Annotated in this window: 19 protein-coding genes, 1 tRNA gene and 2 pseudogenes; 12 read left to right on the forward strand and 10 right to left on the reverse strand. The window is 63.4% G+C overall.

What is annotated here, in order from left to right; all coding sequences use genetic code 11:
* Window positions 1-52 precede the first annotated feature (52 nt).
* The gene (gene bdcA, locus J3R73_RS26785) at window positions 53-766 is read right to left on the reverse strand and encodes an SDR family oxidoreductase (RefSeq protein ID WP_307434470.1); all 714 of its coding nucleotides are present in this window, start codon (window positions 764-766) and stop codon (window positions 53-55) included.
* 72 nt (window positions 767-838) lie between these two features.
* Between bdcA and J3R73_RS26790 the strand changes: the two genes are divergently transcribed.
* Both J3R73_RS26790 and J3R73_RS26795 read left to right on the forward strand, forming a co-directional pair.
* Window positions 839-1,432, forward strand: a complete 594-nt coding sequence (locus tag J3R73_RS26790; RefSeq protein ID WP_307434473.1) for a TetR/AcrR family transcriptional regulator — start codon at window positions 839-841, stop codon at window positions 1,430-1,432.
* A 770-nt stretch (window positions 1,433-2,202) separates the two neighbouring features.
* Complete coding sequence (locus J3R73_RS26795; protein ID WP_307434477.1) at window positions 2,203-3,027, forward strand: class I SAM-dependent methyltransferase; 825 nt, start codon at window positions 2,203-2,205, stop codon at window positions 3,025-3,027.
* A gap of 201 nt (window positions 3,028-3,228) precedes the next feature.
* Here the strand turns inward: J3R73_RS26795 and J3R73_RS26800 are convergent, their stop codons facing one another.
* Window positions 3,229-3,852: a glutathione S-transferase family protein gene (locus J3R73_RS26800; protein ID WP_307434479.1), complete on the reverse strand. Its 624-nt coding sequence runs from the start codon at window positions 3,850-3,852 to the stop codon at window positions 3,229-3,231.
* A 332-nt stretch (window positions 3,853-4,184) separates the two neighbouring features.
* Here J3R73_RS26800 and J3R73_RS26805 point away from each other — a divergent pair, with 332 nt between their 5' ends.
* From J3R73_RS26805 to J3R73_RS26820, 4 genes and pseudogenes are all read left to right on the forward strand, one after another.
* Window positions 4,185-4,442 carry a type II toxin-antitoxin system Phd/YefM family antitoxin gene (locus J3R73_RS26805; RefSeq protein WP_307434484.1) on the forward strand — a complete coding sequence of 86 codons (258 nt, stop codon included), beginning with the start codon at window positions 4,185-4,187 and terminating at the stop codon, window positions 4,440-4,442.
* Window positions 4,439-4,822, forward strand: coding sequence for a type II toxin-antitoxin system VapC family toxin (locus J3R73_RS26810; protein ID WP_307434486.1), 384 nt, complete (start codon window positions 4,439-4,441; stop codon window positions 4,820-4,822). Before J3R73_RS26805 ends, J3R73_RS26810 begins: the two co-directional genes overlap by 4 nt.
* A gap of 504 nt (window positions 4,823-5,326) precedes the next feature.
* Entirely contained in the window at window positions 5,327-5,551 is a 225-nt protein-coding gene (locus J3R73_RS26815; protein ID WP_307434489.1) for an antitoxin MazE family protein, read from the forward strand.
* A pseudogene (locus tag J3R73_RS26820) lies at window positions 5,548-5,808 on the forward strand (type II toxin-antitoxin system PemK/MazF family toxin); the annotation flags it as partial. The gene J3R73_RS26815 and the pseudogene J3R73_RS26820, both read left to right, overlap by 4 nt.
* A gap of 455 nt (window positions 5,809-6,263) precedes the next feature.
* Here the strand turns inward: J3R73_RS26820 and J3R73_RS26825 are convergent.
* Window positions 6,264-6,476 (reverse strand): annotated as a pseudogene (locus J3R73_RS26825) (SDR family NAD(P)-dependent oxidoreductase); the annotation flags it as partial.
* Between the two features lie 179 nt (window positions 6,477-6,655).
* Here J3R73_RS26825 and J3R73_RS26830 point away from each other — a divergent pair.
* Both J3R73_RS26830 and J3R73_RS26835 read left to right on the forward strand, forming a co-directional pair.
* Window positions 6,656-7,636 carry an NAD-dependent epimerase/dehydratase family protein gene (locus J3R73_RS26830; protein ID WP_307434492.1) on the forward strand — a complete coding sequence of 327 codons (981 nt, stop codon included), beginning with the start codon at window positions 6,656-6,658 and terminating at the stop codon, window positions 7,634-7,636.
* The gene (locus tag J3R73_RS26835; RefSeq protein WP_370880020.1) at window positions 7,623-7,895 is read left to right on the forward strand and encodes a MerR family transcriptional regulator; all 273 of its coding nucleotides are present in this window, start codon (window positions 7,623-7,625) and stop codon (window positions 7,893-7,895) included. Before J3R73_RS26830 ends, J3R73_RS26835 begins: the two co-directional genes overlap by 14 nt.
* 6 nt (window positions 7,896-7,901) lie before the next feature.
* Here the strand turns inward: J3R73_RS26835 and J3R73_RS26840 are convergent, their stop codons facing one another.
* The 4 genes from J3R73_RS26840 to J3R73_RS26855 all read right to left on the reverse strand — a co-directional run bounded on the left by J3R73_RS26840 (window position 7,902) and on the right by J3R73_RS26855 (window position 10,591).
* A complete protein-coding gene (locus J3R73_RS26840) occupies window positions 7,902-8,156 on the reverse strand; it encodes an NAD(P)H-binding protein (RefSeq protein WP_307434495.1) in 255 nt (84 codons plus the stop codon).
* Between the two features lie 176 nt (window positions 8,157-8,332).
* Complete coding sequence (locus J3R73_RS26845; RefSeq protein WP_307434498.1) at window positions 8,333-8,716, reverse strand: hypothetical protein; 384 nt, start codon at window positions 8,714-8,716, stop codon at window positions 8,333-8,335.
* Between the two features lie 43 nt (window positions 8,717-8,759).
* Window positions 8,760-9,680 carry an alpha/beta hydrolase gene (locus J3R73_RS26850; protein WP_307434502.1) on the reverse strand — a complete coding sequence of 307 codons (921 nt, stop codon included), beginning with the start codon at window positions 9,678-9,680 and terminating at the stop codon, window positions 8,760-8,762.
* A gap of 32 nt (window positions 9,681-9,712) precedes the next feature.
* Window positions 9,713-10,591 carry an NmrA/HSCARG family protein gene (locus J3R73_RS26855; RefSeq protein WP_307434504.1) on the reverse strand — a complete coding sequence of 293 codons (879 nt, stop codon included), beginning with the start codon at window positions 10,589-10,591 and terminating at the stop codon, window positions 9,713-9,715.
* 118 nt (window positions 10,592-10,709) lie between these two features.
* Here J3R73_RS26855 and J3R73_RS26860 point away from each other — a divergent pair, with 118 nt between their 5' ends.
* A complete protein-coding gene (locus tag J3R73_RS26860; protein ID WP_307434507.1) occupies window positions 10,710-11,609 on the forward strand; it encodes a LysR family transcriptional regulator in 900 nt (299 codons plus the stop codon).
* A 61-nt stretch (window positions 11,610-11,670) separates the two neighbouring features.
* On the opposite strand, the gene J3R73_RS26865 is transcribed toward J3R73_RS26860, so the two are convergent.
* A complete protein-coding gene (locus tag J3R73_RS26865) occupies window positions 11,671-12,036 on the reverse strand; it encodes a winged helix-turn-helix transcriptional regulator (protein ID WP_307434510.1) in 366 nt (121 codons plus the stop codon).
* A gap of 110 nt (window positions 12,037-12,146) precedes the next feature.
* On the opposite strand from J3R73_RS26865, the gene J3R73_RS26870 reads away from it, so the two are divergent.
* A complete protein-coding gene (locus J3R73_RS26870; protein ID WP_307434514.1) occupies window positions 12,147-13,079 on the forward strand; it encodes an NAD(P)-dependent alcohol dehydrogenase in 933 nt (310 codons plus the stop codon).
* 686 nt (window positions 13,080-13,765) lie between these two features.
* Here the strand turns inward: J3R73_RS26870 and J3R73_RS26875 are convergent.
* On the reverse strand, window positions 13,766-14,686 hold the full coding sequence (locus tag J3R73_RS26875; RefSeq protein ID WP_307434517.1) for an AraC family transcriptional regulator: 921 nt from the start codon (window positions 14,684-14,686) through the stop codon (window positions 13,766-13,768).
* Between the two features lie 88 nt (window positions 14,687-14,774).
* Here J3R73_RS26875 and J3R73_RS26880 point away from each other — a divergent pair, with 88 nt between their 5' ends.
* Entirely contained in the window at window positions 14,775-15,842 is a 1,068-nt protein-coding gene (locus J3R73_RS26880; RefSeq protein WP_307437719.1) for an aldo/keto reductase, read from the forward strand.
* A gap of 382 nt (window positions 15,843-16,224) precedes the next feature.
* Here the strand turns inward: J3R73_RS26880 and J3R73_RS26885 are convergent.
* A tRNA-Ser gene (locus tag J3R73_RS26885) sits at window positions 16,225-16,314 on the reverse strand.
* Between the two features lie 150 nt (window positions 16,315-16,464).
* On the opposite strand from J3R73_RS26885, the gene J3R73_RS26890 reads away from it, so the two are divergent.
* Window positions 16,465-16,785 (forward strand): hypothetical protein, encoded by a 321-nt coding sequence (locus J3R73_RS26890; RefSeq protein WP_307434521.1) that lies wholly within the window; start codon window positions 16,465-16,467, stop codon window positions 16,783-16,785.
* The last annotated feature ends 17 nt before the right edge of the window (window positions 16,786-16,802 follow it).

A 16,802-nucleotide genomic window follows, 5' to 3' on the forward strand; every position in this document is an offset into this window, starting at 1 on the left:
GATGGCATCAGACGACCTTGCGAGAGGCGCGCCAGGCCCGGGCTCCACGCGGCTAAGCGCCGAAGGCGCCGTCGATCGTGTGCATCGCCCCCGTCACGAAGCCAGCCTCCGGTCCTGCCAGCCACGCCACCATCCCCGCGACCTCTTCGGGCCGCCCGTGGCGCTTGATGGCCATGAAGCTGTGCATCAGCTCTTTCATCGGCCCGTCCGCAGGGTTCGCATCGGTGTCGATCGGCCCGGGCTGCACGATGTTGATGGTGATGCCGCGCGGCCCGAAATCGCGGGCCAGCCCGCGCGCCATGCCCTGCAGGGCGGACTTGCTCAGCGCGTAGGACGCCATGCCCGGGACCGGCATCCGATCGCCGTTCACCGAACCGATCACGATGATGCGCCCTCCCTCCGGCATCTGCCGCGCCGCCTCGACCGAAGCATGATAGGGAGCGTGGATATTGACCCGGAACAGCCGGTCGATTTCATCCGGGTCCTGTTCCAGCGCGTCGCCGAAGAGGGCGAAGCCGGCGTTCACCACGAGTATGTCGAGCGGTCCGCTCTCGCGTACCCGCGCGATCACCGCGTCGCGGTCCGCGCTGTCGGTCAGGACCGCCGTGCTGCCGGTTTCGGCCGCCAGCTGTTCGGCCGCCTCTCGCGACGCACCATAGGTGAAGGCCACCACTGCGCCCTCCGTCGCGAAGCGCCGCACGATCGCGGCTCCGATTCCCCGGCTGCCACCGAGCACCAGAACAGACTTTCCTTGAAACGCGGCCATTCGGCCCTCCTTGAGATTTAGTGTAGCACGCGCTACATAAAACATCCGACGGCCGCTTCAAAGGGTTTTGTAATGGCTCCTACAAATAAATCCCGTCCGCGCGGCCGACCGCGGCGCTTCGATCCCGACGAGGCCGTTGGCACGGCGCAGCACCTTTTCCACGCTCACGGCTACGACGCGGTCAGCGTCGCAGACGTCACCAAGGCGCTCGGCATCAACCCGCCGAGCTTCTACGCCGCCTTCGGAAACAAGGCCGGGCTCTACGCCCGCGTTCTCGATCACTGGGCCAACACGCGGGCCATTCCCCTTCACGACATCCTGCGCCCTGAACGCCCGGTGGCCGAGGCCCTCGCGGATGTGCTGGAGGAAGCCGCTCGCCGCTACGCGGAGGATCCGGCCGCCGGCGGCTGCCTCGTGCTGGAAGGCACCCATTGCAACGACCTCGACGCGCGCGAGGCGGCCTGTGCCTTCCACCGCGTCGCAGAGGGCGTGATTCGCGACTACATCGCTGCCCGCCATCCGGAGAAGGCAGCGCTTCTGACGGATTTCGTCACCACCACCATGTCCGGGCTGTCGGCCAAGGCGCGCAACGGCCACGGGCTGGACCAGCTTCTCGCCAGCGCCCGCCTCGCCGGCCTGGCGATCGTGCATTCCCTCGCTGCCTGAACGCCGGCGAAGCCTCAAAGCTTTTGAACACGCCTGCCGTGCCGCACGCAGAGGACCGATGATCGCCTGACGACGAGACCCATCTGCGAAGGACAGGCTGTCCCTGCTCGCCACCTGTGAGGTGCCCGTCTCCCGCGATCTCGAGGATCCCGACATCAAGAAATCGAGCATCTGGACGCTGGGGGGATAGAGGCCTCGGCAGCGGGACGTTGGATTATCGGACATCCGGCTGGATAGCCCCCTCGGGCGACGCAGCCCCTCAACCTTGCCTTCTCCCCCGAAGTCGGGAGAGAAGGAGCGGCTGGCCTCGCGCCTTGAAAGGGACGGGCGAGATGATCGCATCACCGGAGGGACGCAACGTCGAGGTCCCCTCGCCCCGCCTTGCGGGGAGAGGATGAAGGTGAGGGGCGGCTGGATCGGCCACCTTTCAAGTCGAATGTGAAGCCTGATGGCCGTGCCGCACGGTCACGAAGGACGGCTTCGCCGCAAGATCGAGAGCGACCCGCCGGCACCGCGCATGATCGCGACGCGTCGCGGCTTCGGCCAGATCTTCGTGGCTTCGGTGGAAACTCTCCCATAAGCGGCCATAGCAACGGCACGACGCTTCCCTATTACCTTCGTAATCGGATGGATCGGAGTTGCAATGGTCCCGTAATAGACGGGCGTTTTTCTTGTGCGGGCCGGTACTTCACCGGCCAGGGCCGTCGGCGCCTCATCGGACGCCGGCCAGCCCCCCCGCAGATTCACGGACGCACAAGGGACATCCTTCAGTGAACAAGATATCGCAACACCGGTACATTCTCGGCCATTCAGATCGAGAACTTGAACGGCTCGCCTTTCAGAGCCGGATCATTGCTCCGATCACCGAGAGGCTGCTCAACAGCGCAGGCCTGTGCGAGGGGATGAATGTTCTCGATATCGGCTGCGGCGCGGGCGACGTTTCGATGCTCGCAGCTCAAATGGTCGGCGCCTCCGGTTCCGTCACCGGCGTGGACCGGAGCCCCGAAGCCCTGGCAACCGCGCACCGGCGCGCCAGGGAGAGCGGGCTGCGCAACGTGAAATTCGAGCAGGCGGATATAGCGGCGCTCGTTTATCCCCGCGGTTTCGACGCCGTGATCGGACGCTATGTACTCGTTCACACCGTCGATCCCAGTGCCGTCCTGCGGTCTTTACGCTCGTGCCTGAGGCCGGGTGGCGTGCTGGCGTTTCACGAACTCGATCTTGTCAGCGCCCTGCGTTCCCATCCGCCGGTGAAAGTCTGGGACGATCTATGCGATTGGATTCTCGCGAACTTCGGCAAGACACTCAATCATCCGGACGCCGCACGGCGGCTGACGGAGCATTTTATGAAGGCGGGGCTGCCGGCTCCTCACCTGTTCTGCGAAATCCCGCTGGGGAATGGCGACCACAGCCCGCTCTACCACTGGCTGGCGGATACGGCGATGACCGTCAGATCGGGAATGGGCGGAGACCTGTCGGATATGCCTGCCGGCCTCGACGAAACGCTGCCGGACGTCCTCCGCAGGGACACAACGGCCTTATTCAGCCAGATCTTGGGGCCGGCCCAGATCTGCGCCTGGGCGAAGGCGGATTGAGGGGGCAAGACCAAAGTCCGGGCGGATGATGCAGACCGCCTGGCGGCGATCCACGTTCCCACCGAGACCGCCAAGACCGGACTCGGTCTCGACCGCAACAAGCTCGCTCCAGGCGCGGATGGCATCGCCGCGCCCTCGCCCGTCATGCTGCGGCGCGCATGCACAGCGAGCGCATGTCAGATCGAGACAGCGACTGTCATGCTAGCCGTATGCGTAGGGGCCGCCTGTCTCGAGGGCGCGCCGATAGGCAGGTCGAGACTGGATGCCGTGCAGCCACGCCAGCGTTCGCGGACGGCTTTCATCGAGGCCGCCGCGATCCCGCGCGGCCTCGATCGGAAAGCTCATCATGATATCGGCGGCGCTCATGTGATCGCTGGCGAACCACGGGCGCTGGCGCAGTTCGGCCTCGATGAAATCGAGATGCGTGTCGATCATCGGCTGTATCCGCCTGACCGCCAGCCTGCCCATGATCGGCACGCGGGCAAGCACCAGCTTCAAGAGCAGGGGCGGCATGACGGAACCTTCGGCATAATGGAGAAACATGCGGTAGCGCAGCGCCGCCTCCCGGTCGGCCGGCGGACCCAGCCGTCCGCCGGCCTTCTCGACGAGATATTCCACGATCGCTCCGCTCTCGACGATTACGCGTCCGTCATCCTCGACGACCGGCGATTTGCCCAGCGGATGCACGCGCCGCAGATCGGCCGGAGCCAGCAGGGTCCTCCTGTCGCGTTCATAACGCCGGACCTCATAGGGCAGGCCCAATTCCTCGAGCATCCAGAGCACGCGCTGCGAGCGGGAATTGTTGAGATGATGGACGATGATCATGGACCCCCCCGAAGCCGCGCTCGCGCGGGCTTGCCCGTCGCCGCATCGTTTGCGGCTGGGATCACTACGAAGGTTCGATGGCTACCGTGTGGCGGGCAGCGAACGATGAAGAGGGGCAATACGCGCGCCCTCCGCCTTGCCTTCTCGATATAGGACAGCACCTTCTCCATGTGATCCCGCGAGACGAGCGCGCCGACATGGGGGACGGGATCGAGCGGGTCACCGCGGAGCATGCCGTGAGGGGCCATCTGCATGGTTATTGCTTTAGACTATCAAATGGTCTAAGCACAGCAGAATATTGGACCGCTATATGGTCCAAATTGGAGCAAGCCATGCAAATTTCTGTGACAGAAGCCAAGGGGCAGTTGACAGAGTTGGTTCGGCGCGCCGAGGCGGGAGATGACGTCATCTTGACACGGCACGGTCACGCTGCCGTGCGGCTCGTGCCGATCAAGGCGGCGACGGACCGGAAATCTCGTCGGACTCTGCTCGCGGCTGTGCGAGCATCCGCCGCCGCCAAGGCGGCAGCCGGACCGAGCGCGGCGCACAGCCAGGATTTCCTCTACGGTGATGACGGTCTGCCGGAATGATCGCGGTCGATACGTCGGCACTGATGGCCATCGTGCTGAATGGGCCTGAGGCGGATGCGTGTGCCGCCGCACTGGAAGCCGAAGAGAACCTTCTGATCTCCGCCGGTACAGTGGCAGAAGCCTTGATTGTCGCTGCTCGGCGAAATGTTGGTGAAGAGATGGAGCGCCTCATTGAAGGTCTCGGCTTCGAGGTTGTCAGCGTGACGCCGGCATCGGCGCGACGCATCGCGCATGCCTACGAAATCTGGGGCAAGGGTGTGCATCCCGCAGCGCTGAACTTCGGCGACTGTTTTGCCTATGAAGTCGCGAAAGAGCATGGTTGTTTATTGCTGTATGTGGGCGAGGATTTCTCGCGAACCGATGTCGCAGGAGTCCTGTGATGGCATCCAGTTGTAAGCTGCCTGCCTCCTCTCGGGTACCCGGATGCCAATCCCGACGTTCGACCACGGGGTGGGAGCGCGCGCTATGGCTCAATACGAGGATGCAATCGGCGCGCCACATCAATGGCAAGGGGCGCTATCGATTTTCCAAACAGCCTGTTAGTTTCGTCGTGCGTCGGCCACCAGCCTTGAATAACAGCAATTGCCATCGTGATCGCTGCGCGGTTTGGCTTGAGCACGTCAGGCTTTGGCAAGAGCCAAGAACTGTTCACTCTCTTTAATTTTACTGCGAAACCTACGTGGCCGCTCTCCGATCTGTACATTCGTCCATACGACGGCGCGGAAACGTCGACAATCATCAAGGATCCGAGCCCATCCGCACCTCGCTGTGGCAGGAAAGGGCCGGAAAGAGGAGGGGTTCGAACCGGCAGCGAACAGCGGTGAAAGGACTGGCGACCCCGGCGGCCTATGATGAGTTACATGTAACCACGCTGGAGACTTGTCATGGCCTCGGCATCAGGCGCCAATCCCTCGCGCATCAAGGTACGGGAACATCGCGAGCGCCTGCGCGAGCAGGGCCTGCGCCCGATCCAGATTTGGGTGCCGGACGTGCGCTCCCCCGCCTTCCGCTCCGAAGCACATCGCCAATCAGCTGCCGTCGCCGCCAGTGCCCATGCAGCGGATGATCAAGCGTTCATCGACGCGATATCGGATTGGGGCGATGAATGAGGCGAGGCGGCATCTGGACCATCGCCGGCGGCAAGGACCATGCGGGCAAGCCGCGCCCCGTCGTCATCGTTCAGGACGATAGCTTCGACGCTACCGATTCAATCATCATCTGCGCCTTCACCACGGACGAGACCGATGCGCCATTGTTCCGCCTGCCGGTGGAGCCGAACGAGCGCAATGGATTGCGGGCGGCATGCCGTTTGATGGTGGACAAGATCACGACCGCGCCAAGGACGAAGGTTGGCGCGCGCGTCGGCGGCTGGACGACGAAGATATCCTGCGGCTCAACCAGGCAGTCCTCGTGTTTCTCGGACTGGCTGTCTCGCCAAGAACCAGGCATGAGGCGTGACGGGCAATGGCCCAAAGCGTAGCGACGGCGAATTAGATCGCAAATGTCGGGGACCCTTTGACGCGTAGCCGGCAGGCAGCCGTTCGCTTTTGTGGTAGCGCGGTGCTGGTATGCCAGTCTGGGTCGCCCCGAACAACGCGCTCCGCGCTTGCTCATAAGCCGTCCATAGTTCGTCGTTGTGAACCGAAGGAAGCCTAACTTCCTCATCCCGGTCAAAGCCAGCAAGCGAGCATCGACCAGGTTCTCGGTCGTCATCACTGCGGCTGGGTCGAAAGCTGAGAGTGGGACGCCGGAATGGTCGTAGAATTCGGTTGCGGTCCCGGCGGGAAGCACCGCCTGAACACGCACCCCGGTCGCCGCCAATTCCCCTTGAAGCCCGCGACTGAACGTCAGCACGTAGCTCTTCGTGGCGCTGTAGAGCGTGGTGATCGGGAGGGCATGAAATGCCATGATCGATGCGATATTGATGATCGCGCCGGTATCCCGCTTCAGAAACCCCGGCAGAACGGCGCGGGCGAGCCGGGTCGGCGCGATGACATTGAGCGCGATCGTTGCTGCCGTGTCGGCATCGGACATATCCGCCGTGCCGGCTGGCGCTGGAGATCGAGCCGGCGGCCGATCTTCTGTGGGCCAGCGTGAATGCCGCGTCGCTGCTTCACGTCACGGCCCGGCTACGCAAAGTGGCCCCCCACCTCTACGATGCTTGAGCAAATGCGCGAGAGCGCTCTGCGGTCCATCCTGAAAGGCTAATCACAATGAAAGTTCTCGTGACGGGAGGCACCGGCCTGCTCGGCAGTCGCCTGATCCCCCAACTCGTGGGCGAGGGACATCAGATTTTCGCGCTCACACGCTCCGCATCCTCTCGCCCCCGGCTGGAGGCGATGGGGGCCACACCGGTCAATGCCGATCTGGAAAGCGCCGCGCAGCTCGCCCTTCCTACGATCGACGCGGTGGTGCATGCCGCCGCCCTGTTCCGCTTTTCCGGGCCGCGCGCACCCTTTTTCCGCACCAATGTCGATGGCACCGCTGCGCTGCTGAAGGTCGCCGAAGCCGCCGGTGCGAAGACATTCGTTTATATCAGCGCGGCGGGGATCATCATGGATGATCGCGGCACGCCGATCCGCAACGCCGATGAAAGCGCGCCGACGTTTCCCAACCATTTTTCCGCCTATCTGGCCAGCAAGGCGCAGGCCGAGGCGCTGGTGCTGGCGGCCGACCGGTCCGGATTTCGCACCATCGCGCTCCGACCGCCGGCGATCTGGGGGCCTGGCGACCCGTTCAGCCGAGCGCTTCCCGAAGCCATCCGATCCGGGCAGTTCGCCTTTATCGACCGCGGCGATTACGCCGTTTCAACCTGCCACGTGGACAATGTGATCGAAGCCATACGATGCGCCCTCGACCGTGGAGGCGGCGGTCGCGCCTTCTTTATCAGGGACCAGGACGGGCTGACCTTCCGCGAGTTCATCGCTTCGCTCGCGGACCTGCAGGGACTGTCCATCGCCAGGCTGCGGTCGATGCCCTACTGGCTCGCCTCCGCCATGGGCCGACTGTTCGACACGATCTGGACGATCATGCGCAAAGAGGGCGATCCACCAATCTCGCGCTCGTTGATGCGCATGATTGGGCGAGAGTTCACCATAGACGATGCCGACGCACGCCGAGAACTGGGCTACGTCGGACGAGTTTCGCGCGCCGACGGCTTGCGAAGCTACGGGGAATTGTTTGTTCGACGATAGGGCTTTGGAGGGAAATCGGCAGCATTCGGCGGTAGGTCGTCACCTGCGGCGCCAGGTGATTCATGCGAAGGCCGACGAGATTGACCGGAAGATCCGTGAACTGACGGCGCTGCGCGATACGCTCCGCCACATCGCCGATTGCCCGGCGCCCTCCCATATGGAGTGCCCGACGTTTCGGCGACTGGTGGACGTGGCGGGCAAGCGCAGCGGAAAGCGCGGGAAGATGGAAAAGCCGAAAAGGGGCACCGGACCTACATGACGCCGCTCATCCGGTCGCGGCGATGGCGGATCGGCCCACCACTATGCGGCTCGTTGAACTGATGACGGCATCGCAGCCGGAGATGGCGCGGGTCAGAGCGGCAGCATCGCGGGCGTCGCCTTCGACGAGTTCGGCGCCGGCAATGTCTGCTGCCTTTGCCTTGGAACGAACGAGGGCCACGATCGCGTCTCCGTTCGCGATGGCCTTGCTGACAATCAGCCGGCGGGTGGCGCCGGTGGCGCCCGATACCAGAATTTTCATGTCAAACCTCCGAAGCTGTGCTGATGGACAGGGAAGCATCGCTGAGCCCCTGGTCGAGAAAATCAGCGATGGCGGTCACGGACCGCTCGGCCGCAAGAAACTGGCCGAGGGAGGATTGGAACACATGCGGCATGCCCTCCCAGACCAACAAAGTAATCTCGACGCCCGCCTTGCGGTCAATCCGCGTCGGTCCACCGCGCCGCGGCCTCCGCCGTATCTTCGGGACGGGTGTTGAATGCGATCGCCGCCTTCGGTGCGCCTTGGTGGATAGCGTTTACAACCCTCTCGAAGAACGGCAGCCCTTTGGGCGGGATGCGCAGGCCGCCACCGATCACGACGCAATCATAGTCCGCCTTCGCCAGCTGCGCGGCCAGCACCGCGATGCCAGTGTCATCGGGAGCGATCATGCAGAGGTCGCCCTCCCAACCGCGCTCGGTCATGGTCGCCTCCGCGATGTCGATGCCCGCCCGGATTTTTTCAGCATTGAACCCTGGTGGCAGGGAGGGATCGGAAAAGTCGACGGTTTCCGGTATCTGCCCTACAAATAATACGCGTGTCATGATCAAGCTCCTTTGAGTGGGTTGGAGGGGACGGCGCCGTCGGTCAGGGCATCGAGCGCTGGCGGAGGAAGTCGCTGATGGCGTTCACGGACTGCTCGGCTGCGAGAAACTGGCCGAGGGAGGACTGGAACACATGCGGCATGCCCTCCCAGACCGACAGCGTGATCTCCACGCCCGCCGCTCGCGCGCGCTCAGTGTAGCGGATGGAATCGGAGAGCAACACTTCGGCGTCGCCGACATCGATGCGGATCGGCGGCAGGTTGGCGGGGGACGCATGGAGCGGCGACGCCTTGGGGTTCGCGGCATTCTGGCCCTGCAGATACAGGTCTGCGAAGCCCTGGAGTACGCCGCGCGTGAAGATAGGGTCTGCTTCCGCCCTTGTCTCGAAGCTGTCGCCCGTCAGCGCCAGGTCGGTCCAGGGCGACATCACAGCCGCACCGACCGGTTGAACCATGCCCGTCGTCGTATCGGCGGCGAGGATCGACAGCAGGGACAGCGCAAGGCCGCCTCCCGCCGAATCGCCCACGACCACGATCCGCTCGGCTCCCTCCGCCGCGAGACCGCGATAGACGGCCACCGCATCGTCGATCGCTGCCGGGAACGGGTGCTCGGGTGCCAGCCGGTAATCCGGGACGAAGGCATCAACGCCGACGCGTACGGCGATCTGGCCGGCGAAATGGGTGACCGCCTGTGCCGAGCCAAGCACATAGCCACCGCCGTGAATATAAAGCATGCGCGCGCCCGCTCGCGCATTCGCCGGCCGCAGCCAGAGGCCCGCGATGCCGCCAACGGTTGCTGGCTCGACCCGCACATCCGCCGCAGCAGGTGTTGCGGCAAGCATGGCGTCGAACATCGGCCGCGCCTCGGGCCCGAGTGTCTCACCCTTATGAGCCGAGGCGGCCTGTCGCATCGCGGCCACCGCTGGAGCGTCTTCAGGCGAGAGAGGTTGGCTCGTCGTCATCATGTGTCCTCCTTGGCTCGGGTAAGCGCGCGGACTCAGGCGTTCGCCCACTGGGCGGCGGCATCCCTCGCAAAAGCGGAATAGGAGCGCGGGGCGCGACCGAGGAGCTTGGTCAGGCGCGCGATGTCGTCAGCGGTCGCCACCGCGCCTTCCGTCTGATAGCGGCTGAACATCAAGCGCAGGTCGAGCGCATGCCAGGCAGGAAGCATGGTCTTCGTGCGCTGCTCCATGACGACGAGATCGTCGCCGCCATAACGGATCGCGCGGCCGAGCGCTTCGCTCCAGACGGCGGCGATACCTTCGCCGGTCAGACCGTTCGGACCGACCAAGGCGTAGGTCTCGCGGCCGAGCGGCGTCGCAGACCGCTCACGGCGATCGAGTTCAATCGCGGCGGCTTCGCCGATGTCGCGGATATCGACCATCGAGACGCCCTTCGCGCCGATCGGCGAGCCATAGACGCCGGCCTTCAGAAGTCCGTCCTTCTGACGAAGATCGTTCTGGATGAAATAGGCGGGACGCAGAACCGTCGCGGGCAAGTCGAGCGCCTCGATCATGCGCTCGACCGTGTACTTGCCGGCAAAATGCGGCACGTCGGCATAGGCGTCGCCGCCGAAGACCGAGAGATAGACGATGCCCTTGACACCGGCCTCGCGGGCGACCGTCAGGGTCAGCATGGCCTGGGTGAGTTCATCGGCGACATTCGGGGCGAGCACGAACAGCGTGCTGACGCCAGCAAGTGCCGCGCGCACCGAATCCGGGTCGGCGAGATCACCGCGGACCGCCGTCACGCCGGCGGGAAGCTGCGCCGTCTCGGGCGAGCGCGTCAGAGCGCGCACATCGGCGTTGCGACCTTGAAGATGGGCCAGAACCTGCGCCCCGATGGTTCCTGTACTGCCTGTAACGAGAATGGCCATGTCGAAGTCTCCTTATGTCTGGTTCGAGTTGCATCTGTTGAGGAGCAAGATATCCGTTTCATTTACGTTTGGGAGATGCCATTATCGAGATAATTTGTCTCAAATACGGAACACTTTGATGGATCTTCAGGCTTTGTCCGACTTCGACCTTGTCGCTGCCCATGGCGGGTTTGGCCGCGCTGCCCGCGTCTCCGGACGCTCGAAAGCCACGCTGTCGCGGCGGGTCGCCGAACTCGAAGAGAGCCTCGGCGTGAGGCTGATCGAGCGCGGGTCCCAGAACCTGCGATTGACGGATGAAGGACGGGCGCTTCATGAGCGCACGCACGGGCTGCTGAGTGAAATCGCCGAAGCCGGAGAGGCGGTCGTCCTTGGCGCATCCACGCCGAAAGGCAGGCTACGGGTCAGTGCGCCCGTCGTCTTCGCGCATGTGGCGCTTCCCCGGATCGGCACGCGGTTTGCTCTGGCCTATCCGGAGGTCCAGCTCGACATCGTTGCCGAGGACCGCAAGGTCGATCCAGTCGAAGATGGCTATGATCTGATCATCCGGATCGACCCGTCGCCGGACGAGCGCCTCGTCGGCCGTCGCTTCCTCAACGATGAGCGCCTGATCGTGGCGCCGCCCGGCATGTCACGCCCCTTTCAAATGGCAGATGGCGAAGAATCGGCGGTAAAGGCTGTTCTGCTCTCCGCGACACCGCCCGGGACCGTCTGGCGGATGGGCTCCGGAACGGAGGCTGACATCGTCCTGAGGCCAGACCCGATCCTCCGCCTCTCATCGCTCCTGATGGTTCGTGACGCGGTTCTCGCGGGCGCGGGTGCGGCCTTACTGCCCAAACTCCTTGTTGCCGAAGACATCGCGGTCGGCAGGCTTGCTTATTGGGGAACCCATGCCGGTCCGCCCGTGGAGATCTGGGCGCTGCAGAGTTCACGCCGCCTGATCGGTGCCAAGGTGCGCGCCTTCCTGGAGGTGGTTGGGAGGGCGTTTCCAGAGAAGGCCTTCGTCACGCCGTCGGTATGAGCGACACAGCTTGCCGCATCTCAATCCTCAATCCGGGCGGCGGACTGAGGACGTGCCGGTCTCAGCGGTTGGTGTCGTAGCGCAGGCGGTTGCCGTGAATGGTTGCGAGATGCGCGACCGCCCATTGCGCCAACTGCCGCACGGGCTCGGACAGCGAGTGCCCGAGTTCGCTCAACGCATATTCCACCTGCGGCGGAGTGGCGGCACAGACCGTGCGCTCGACCATACCGTCGCGCTCGAGTGTCTTCAGAGTGCGCGTCAGCATCTGCTGCGAGATCCCGGCAATCTGGCGCTTGAGGTCGTTGAAACGCCGTGGCTGATCGCGAAGCGCAACGACCACCTGCATCGTCCACTTGTCTCCGACCCGGTTGAGAATCTCGCTGACCCCGCGGCAATCGGCAGAGTCGGGCGCTGCGGACATATCCATATGGCCTGGTCCTGAAAATATGCGTTCTTGTGCCGGGAGATTTAGTCACTTATCTGGAGTAAGTCAATATTTGAGACCAATCTCGAAATCACGCTGGCGAGGAGAATGACATGCAGCGCATTCAGTACCATCGATATGGCGGACCCGAGGTGATGCGCCTGGAGGCCTACGAACTCCCAGCCCCCGGCAAGAACGAAATTCTGGTACGCGTCAAGGCGGCCTCGATCAATCCGCTCGACTGGAAGCTACGCCAGGGCTTCATGAAGCTCATGATGGGCAGGCGCTTCCCGCGGGCGATGGGCATGGACTTCGCCGGCGTCGTCGAGGGGATCGGGCCCGGCGTGACCGGCTTTGCCCATGGAGACCAAGTCCTGGGGCAGGTGCCGATGATGAAGCCCGGCGCTTTTGCCGAAACGGCGATCACCACCTCCAATCTGGTGATCAAGAAACCAGCCTCGCTGTCCTTTGCCGCCGCCGCCGTTTTGCCGACGGTCGGCGTGACCGCCTGGCGCGCGCTGATCGACGGCGGCAAGCTGAAGCCAGGACAGTCGCTTTTCATCAATGGCGCCTCCGGTGGCGTGGGGCAGGCGGCCATCGCCATCGCCAAAGCGTTCGGAGCCGTCATCACCGCTCGCGTGGGGCCCTCTTCTCTCGCCAGTTCCGCTGATATGGGGCTGGCGGGGGTGCTGGATTACACTCAGCCCTTGCCCGACCATCTGAAGCGCGCCTTCGACGTCGTCTTCGACTGCCATGGCGGCCTGACGTCCAGGGAGGAGGATTTCCTGACCAGGCGCTCAGGCATCGCGGTGGACATCGACCCGACCGTCGGCAACTTGATCAGATCACTGATCTCATCCAAGCACAGCTTCGTCCGGGGCGTGCCGAGCACGTTGATCCTGCAAAAGATCGTCGACTTGGCCACTGCTGGCCAGTTCAAAATACCGATCAACCGCACTGCCCGTTTATCCGAGGCGATCGCCCTGATTGGCGACCTTGAAACTGGCAACCGGCTTCCGGGCAAATCCGTGATATTGATGGACTGACGGGTGACCCGTGCCCTGGAAATGCGACATCCCTGGAAGGCGCAAATGTCTCGACCGACCGTTCGGAAACTTCTTTTTGGCAAGTCCCTTTGACGCGCCCTACACCAATCGGCGGCGACCAGGCATCTACAGCGTAGAATATCGCATCATGACGTAGAATGGGTGGTAATGGCGGGCCGCGCCCGATGATGATGAGCACTACGTCTACGCTATAGCCCTCTAACGCCGCACGGCGCCTCCTCCAGTGCCAATTAGCGCAGTTCATCGGTCTTGCCCATTTCTATATGGCCGCGCCGGGGGGGCAGCGGAACGTCAGCTTCTAGACAAAGCGGTCACAACGGCTGGTTTGACGGGCTAGATTTCGCGCATTTTCAAGCGCGGCCTAAGAAGAAAGGCCAAGGCACCTTCAGGTAGCCCCGACCATCTTTGCACTGCAGGCGTGGGCGTTCTAAAACCTACCTGCAGTTGTTCCGGCGCCTCGAAAATCCTCAAATCGTCTGCGCTCGTGCGCATAATGTGCCTTCCGCAACAAAGCACGGCGCTTGTCACTAAACTGCTGACCAGAAGATGGCGCGCGTTCTCCTTCGTTTAGTAGAACGGCTTGGGAAATTGGGCTTGATCGCGGTAGTCATGAACATCGCCAGGAGATAACCGACGCCGATCAAAGCTATGATAACGACACCAACTTAATTGGCGTTGTGTCCTATTCGGTAACGCCCGGGGCTCTCGCCCACCTCACGGCGGAACGCGATACGGAAAGCCGTCGGGGAACCATAACCCAGGCGCTCAGCCAACGCCGTTATGTTGCGTTCGCCATTCCGCAACGCCGTGCGCGCGATCGTCATGCGCCAGCCCAGCAGATAGGTCATCGGCGGCACCCCGACCGCTTCGGCGAACCTCTTGGCAAACAGCGAGCGCGACATGCCGACGTGCCTGGCGAGCAGGTCGAGCGACCAGTCGTGACCGACCCGCTCGTGCATGACCGACAGCGCTGCACCGATCTGTCGATCGCTGGTCGCCGCTAGCCAGCTGGCGGAACGCTTCCCCATCGCGAGCCAGGCCCGCAGGATGTGAACGAGGACGAGGTTCGCCAGGCTGGACGCGGCAACGCGGCCTCCCTGGTTCATGGCACCGGTTTCGGCCTTGATCAGCGTCATGAGAAGGGGGAGTGGAGTGGCTGCCACATCTTGAGCCGGCACATGAATCAGCGGCGGCAGCACGCGTAACATGGCCGCCATGTCATCGTCCGCGAAGGTAAAGCGCCCGGCGACTGCGACAGAGCTGGTCTTGCCTTCGCCATAGATCAGATTGCCATCCGATGGGCGATACGACGCGAAAGCCGCAGTGGCTTCAGCCAATGGGGCGTCGGGATCGCTGGCCATGCAGTAGGGCCTGCCATCGGTCAGTAAGTAAAAGTCGCCGGCCCGAAGGCACTGCGGCTCTACACCCTCCGCCCAAAACCATCGCTCCCCCTTGATGATGCCGCCGAATTTCATATGGCGGAATGCCGGGTAGCGCAGCCCCCATCGCCCCCGCGCTTCCATCTGCACCGGAAAGACGCTCTCGCTCTGCAGCCTGGCGAGGAAGTCGGAAAGAGGATCGATCATGGACGATCGCCTACATTATTCAGTTGATCGATTATAGATCGTATCAGGACACGATGGTATCAAGTGAGAAATGATAAAAGGTATGGTGATGCAGTTTGCTCCACTCGGCTCCTCCGGCATGTTTGTTTCGCGCTTCTGCTTGGGTGCGATGACCTTTGGCGGAGCGGACAACCCGGCCGGTAACGCCATCGGCCGCCTGTCCGCAACGGAGGCAGACGCGATCGTCGGCATGGCGCTCGATGCCGGGATCAACTTCATCGACACGGCCGACGTCTATGGCGGCGGCGGGTCGGAGACTGTGCTGGGCGAGGTGCTGAAGGAGCGGCGACGCGATGTCGTGCTCGCCACCAAGGTCAGCGGCAAATCGGGCAGCGGTCCGAACGACATCGGCCAGTCGCGTAGCCACATTATGGAATCGCTGGAAGCGAGCCTGCGCCGCCTCAAGACCGATCATATCGATCTCTACCAGCTCCACAATTTCGATCCGTACACGCCGATCGAGGTGGTTTTGCGCTCGCTTGACGATGCGGTACGGCAAGGCAAGGTGCGCCACATCGGCTGTTCCAATTTCGCGGCGTGGCAACTGATGAAGGCACTCGGCATTTCCGCGCGTGAGGGGCTGGAGCCGATCGTCTCGATCCAGTCGTTTTACTCGCTCGCTGGCCGCGACATCGAGGACGAGGTGATCCCGGCGGTGTCCGACCAGAAGCTCGGCCTTTTGTGTTGGAGCCCGCTTGCGGGAGGATTGCTGTCGGGCAAGTTCGATCGCAGCGGCAGTAAAGACACCGCCGCACGTCGCGCCAAGATCTCCTTCCCGCCCGTCGACGAGGCACGCACCTTCAATGTGATCGATGCCTTGAAGGCGGTGGCCGAACGCCGGGAAAGTGAGCCCGCGCAGGTGGCACTGGCATGGCTGCTGGCGCAGTCCGCCGTTACCAGCGTCATTGTGGGGATCAAGCGCCTCGATCAACTTGAAGCTAACCTGTCGGCGCTCGATCTTGCGCTGGAAGACGACGACTTGCGCCAACTAGACGAGGCCAGCCAACGGCCGGCCGCCTATCCGGGATGGATCCAGAGTTATAATGCCGCGGCGCGCGTGCCGGCTGGCTATCCCTTCGACGGACCGAATTGGGCCCTCGGTGAACAACCTCGCTGACCGGTGGGGCGTTGGGGGGCGGTTCTCGCAGAAGGCGATGACCTCCACGCTTTTATCGCAGCGCGTTCACTTGGACCGCGGATGCTTACCCTGGCTCTCCCAGAGCTGGCCTCCGACAGTCCAGGCGGATTGCCATCGAGACCGCGAATAGAACGTCATCTGCGGCATGGATGGCGGCTTTAGGCGGCTCGCTGGGCTTCAACATCACGAACTATGCGCTTGGCTGCTGGGCGGCCATGCCGGCGAAGTTGGAGTTTGAAATCTGCCGAGAAGGAGGGTGTACGCCATGTTTGATATCCGCACATGTCGCCAGTGCGGCGATCGGCGGGGTCTGCGTAGCCATCGCCCGGAATATCGCATCATGACGTAGAATGGGTGGTAATGGCGGAAGGGGCGGGATTCGAACCCGCGATACGGTTTCCCGTATACACACTTTCCAGGCGTGCGCCTTCAACCACTCGGCCACCCTTCCGTCGAGCGGTGCTTATGGCGGCGTCGGCGGGTTTTGTAAACCTGTCATGCCGGTTTTTTCATCGGATTCGCGCCGCCGGGCGCTGGAAGGGACTCCAGCTTCGGCGAGGGATCGCCTAGGCTGGGCCTTCTCGCGGAGGAAACGGAGCCGATGCGTTTTCTTGCCCAATCCCTCGGGCTGTTCCTGGCCGCGGCGGCCTTCGTCGCCGTCATCGTCGACGGCACGCGCTCGATCGCCGACAGCGGCTGGACGGTGCTGTCGATCCACGGCCTCTGGCAATGGCTGAGCGCCTCCAGCCTCGCCCGTGCGCAAGCGGGGGTCGACAGCGTCTTCAGCGCCTTCGTCTGGAACGACATCGTCCTGCCGATCCTCGAACTTCCCTTCGCCTTGCTGCTGGCCGCCGGATCGGTGCTGTGCTTCTGGCTCGGGCGGGCGCCCCGCAGCCGGATCGGCTATGTCACCCATATATGACGGTCGGCCAACGGGCA

This window comes from Labrys monachus, from assembly GCF_030814655.1.
GTDB classification, from domain to species: Bacteria; Pseudomonadota; Alphaproteobacteria; order Rhizobiales; family Labraceae; genus Labrys; species Labrys monacha.

Coding starts and splice junctions, on each gene's coding strand:
- bdcA (WP_307434470.1), bottom strand. CDS start 766: ATGGCCGCGTTTCAAGGAAAGTCTGTTCTGGTGCTCGGTGGCAGCCGG.
- J3R73_RS26790 (WP_307434473.1), top strand. CDS start 839: ATGGCTCCTACAAATAAATCCCGTCCGCGCGGCCGACCGCGGCGCTTC.
- J3R73_RS26800 (WP_307434479.1), bottom strand. CDS start 3,852: ATGATCATCGTCCATCATCTCAACAATTCCCGCTCGCAGCGCGTGCTC.
- J3R73_RS26805 (WP_307434484.1), top strand. CDS start 4,185: ATGCAAATTTCTGTGACAGAAGCCAAGGGGCAGTTGACAGAGTTGGTT.
- J3R73_RS26810 (WP_307434486.1), top strand. CDS start 4,439: ATGATCGCGGTCGATACGTCGGCACTGATGGCCATCGTGCTGAATGGG.
- J3R73_RS26815 (WP_307434489.1), top strand. CDS start 5,327: ATGGCCTCGGCATCAGGCGCCAATCCCTCGCGCATCAAGGTACGGGAA.
- J3R73_RS26830 (WP_307434492.1), top strand. CDS start 6,656: ATGAAAGTTCTCGTGACGGGAGGCACCGGCCTGCTCGGCAGTCGCCTG.
- J3R73_RS26840 (WP_307434495.1), bottom strand. CDS start 8,156: ATGAAAATTCTGGTATCGGGCGCCACCGGCGCCACCCGCCGGCTGATT.
- J3R73_RS26845 (WP_307434498.1), bottom strand. CDS start 8,716: ATGACACGCGTATTATTTGTAGGGCAGATACCGGAAACCGTCGACTTT.
- J3R73_RS26850 (WP_307434502.1), bottom strand. CDS start 9,680: ATGATGACGACGAGCCAACCTCTCTCGCCTGAAGACGCTCCAGCGGTG.
- J3R73_RS26855 (WP_307434504.1), bottom strand. CDS start 10,591: ATGGCCATTCTCGTTACAGGCAGTACAGGAACCATCGGGGCGCAGGTT.
- J3R73_RS26860 (WP_307434507.1), top strand. CDS start 10,710: ATGGATCTTCAGGCTTTGTCCGACTTCGACCTTGTCGCTGCCCATGGC.
- J3R73_RS26865 (WP_307434510.1), bottom strand. CDS start 12,036: ATGGATATGTCCGCAGCGCCCGACTCTGCCGATTGCCGCGGGGTCAGC.
- J3R73_RS26870 (WP_307434514.1), top strand. CDS start 12,147: ATGCAGCGCATTCAGTACCATCGATATGGCGGACCCGAGGTGATGCGC.
- J3R73_RS26875 (WP_307434517.1), bottom strand. CDS start 14,686: ATGATCGATCCTCTTTCCGACTTCCTCGCCAGGCTGCAGAGCGAGAGC.
- J3R73_RS26880 (WP_307437719.1), top strand. CDS start 14,775: ATGCAGTTTGCTCCACTCGGCTCCTCCGGCATGTTTGTTTCGCGCTTC.
- J3R73_RS26890 (WP_307434521.1), top strand. CDS start 16,465: ATGCGTTTTCTTGCCCAATCCCTCGGGCTGTTCCTGGCCGCGGCGGCC.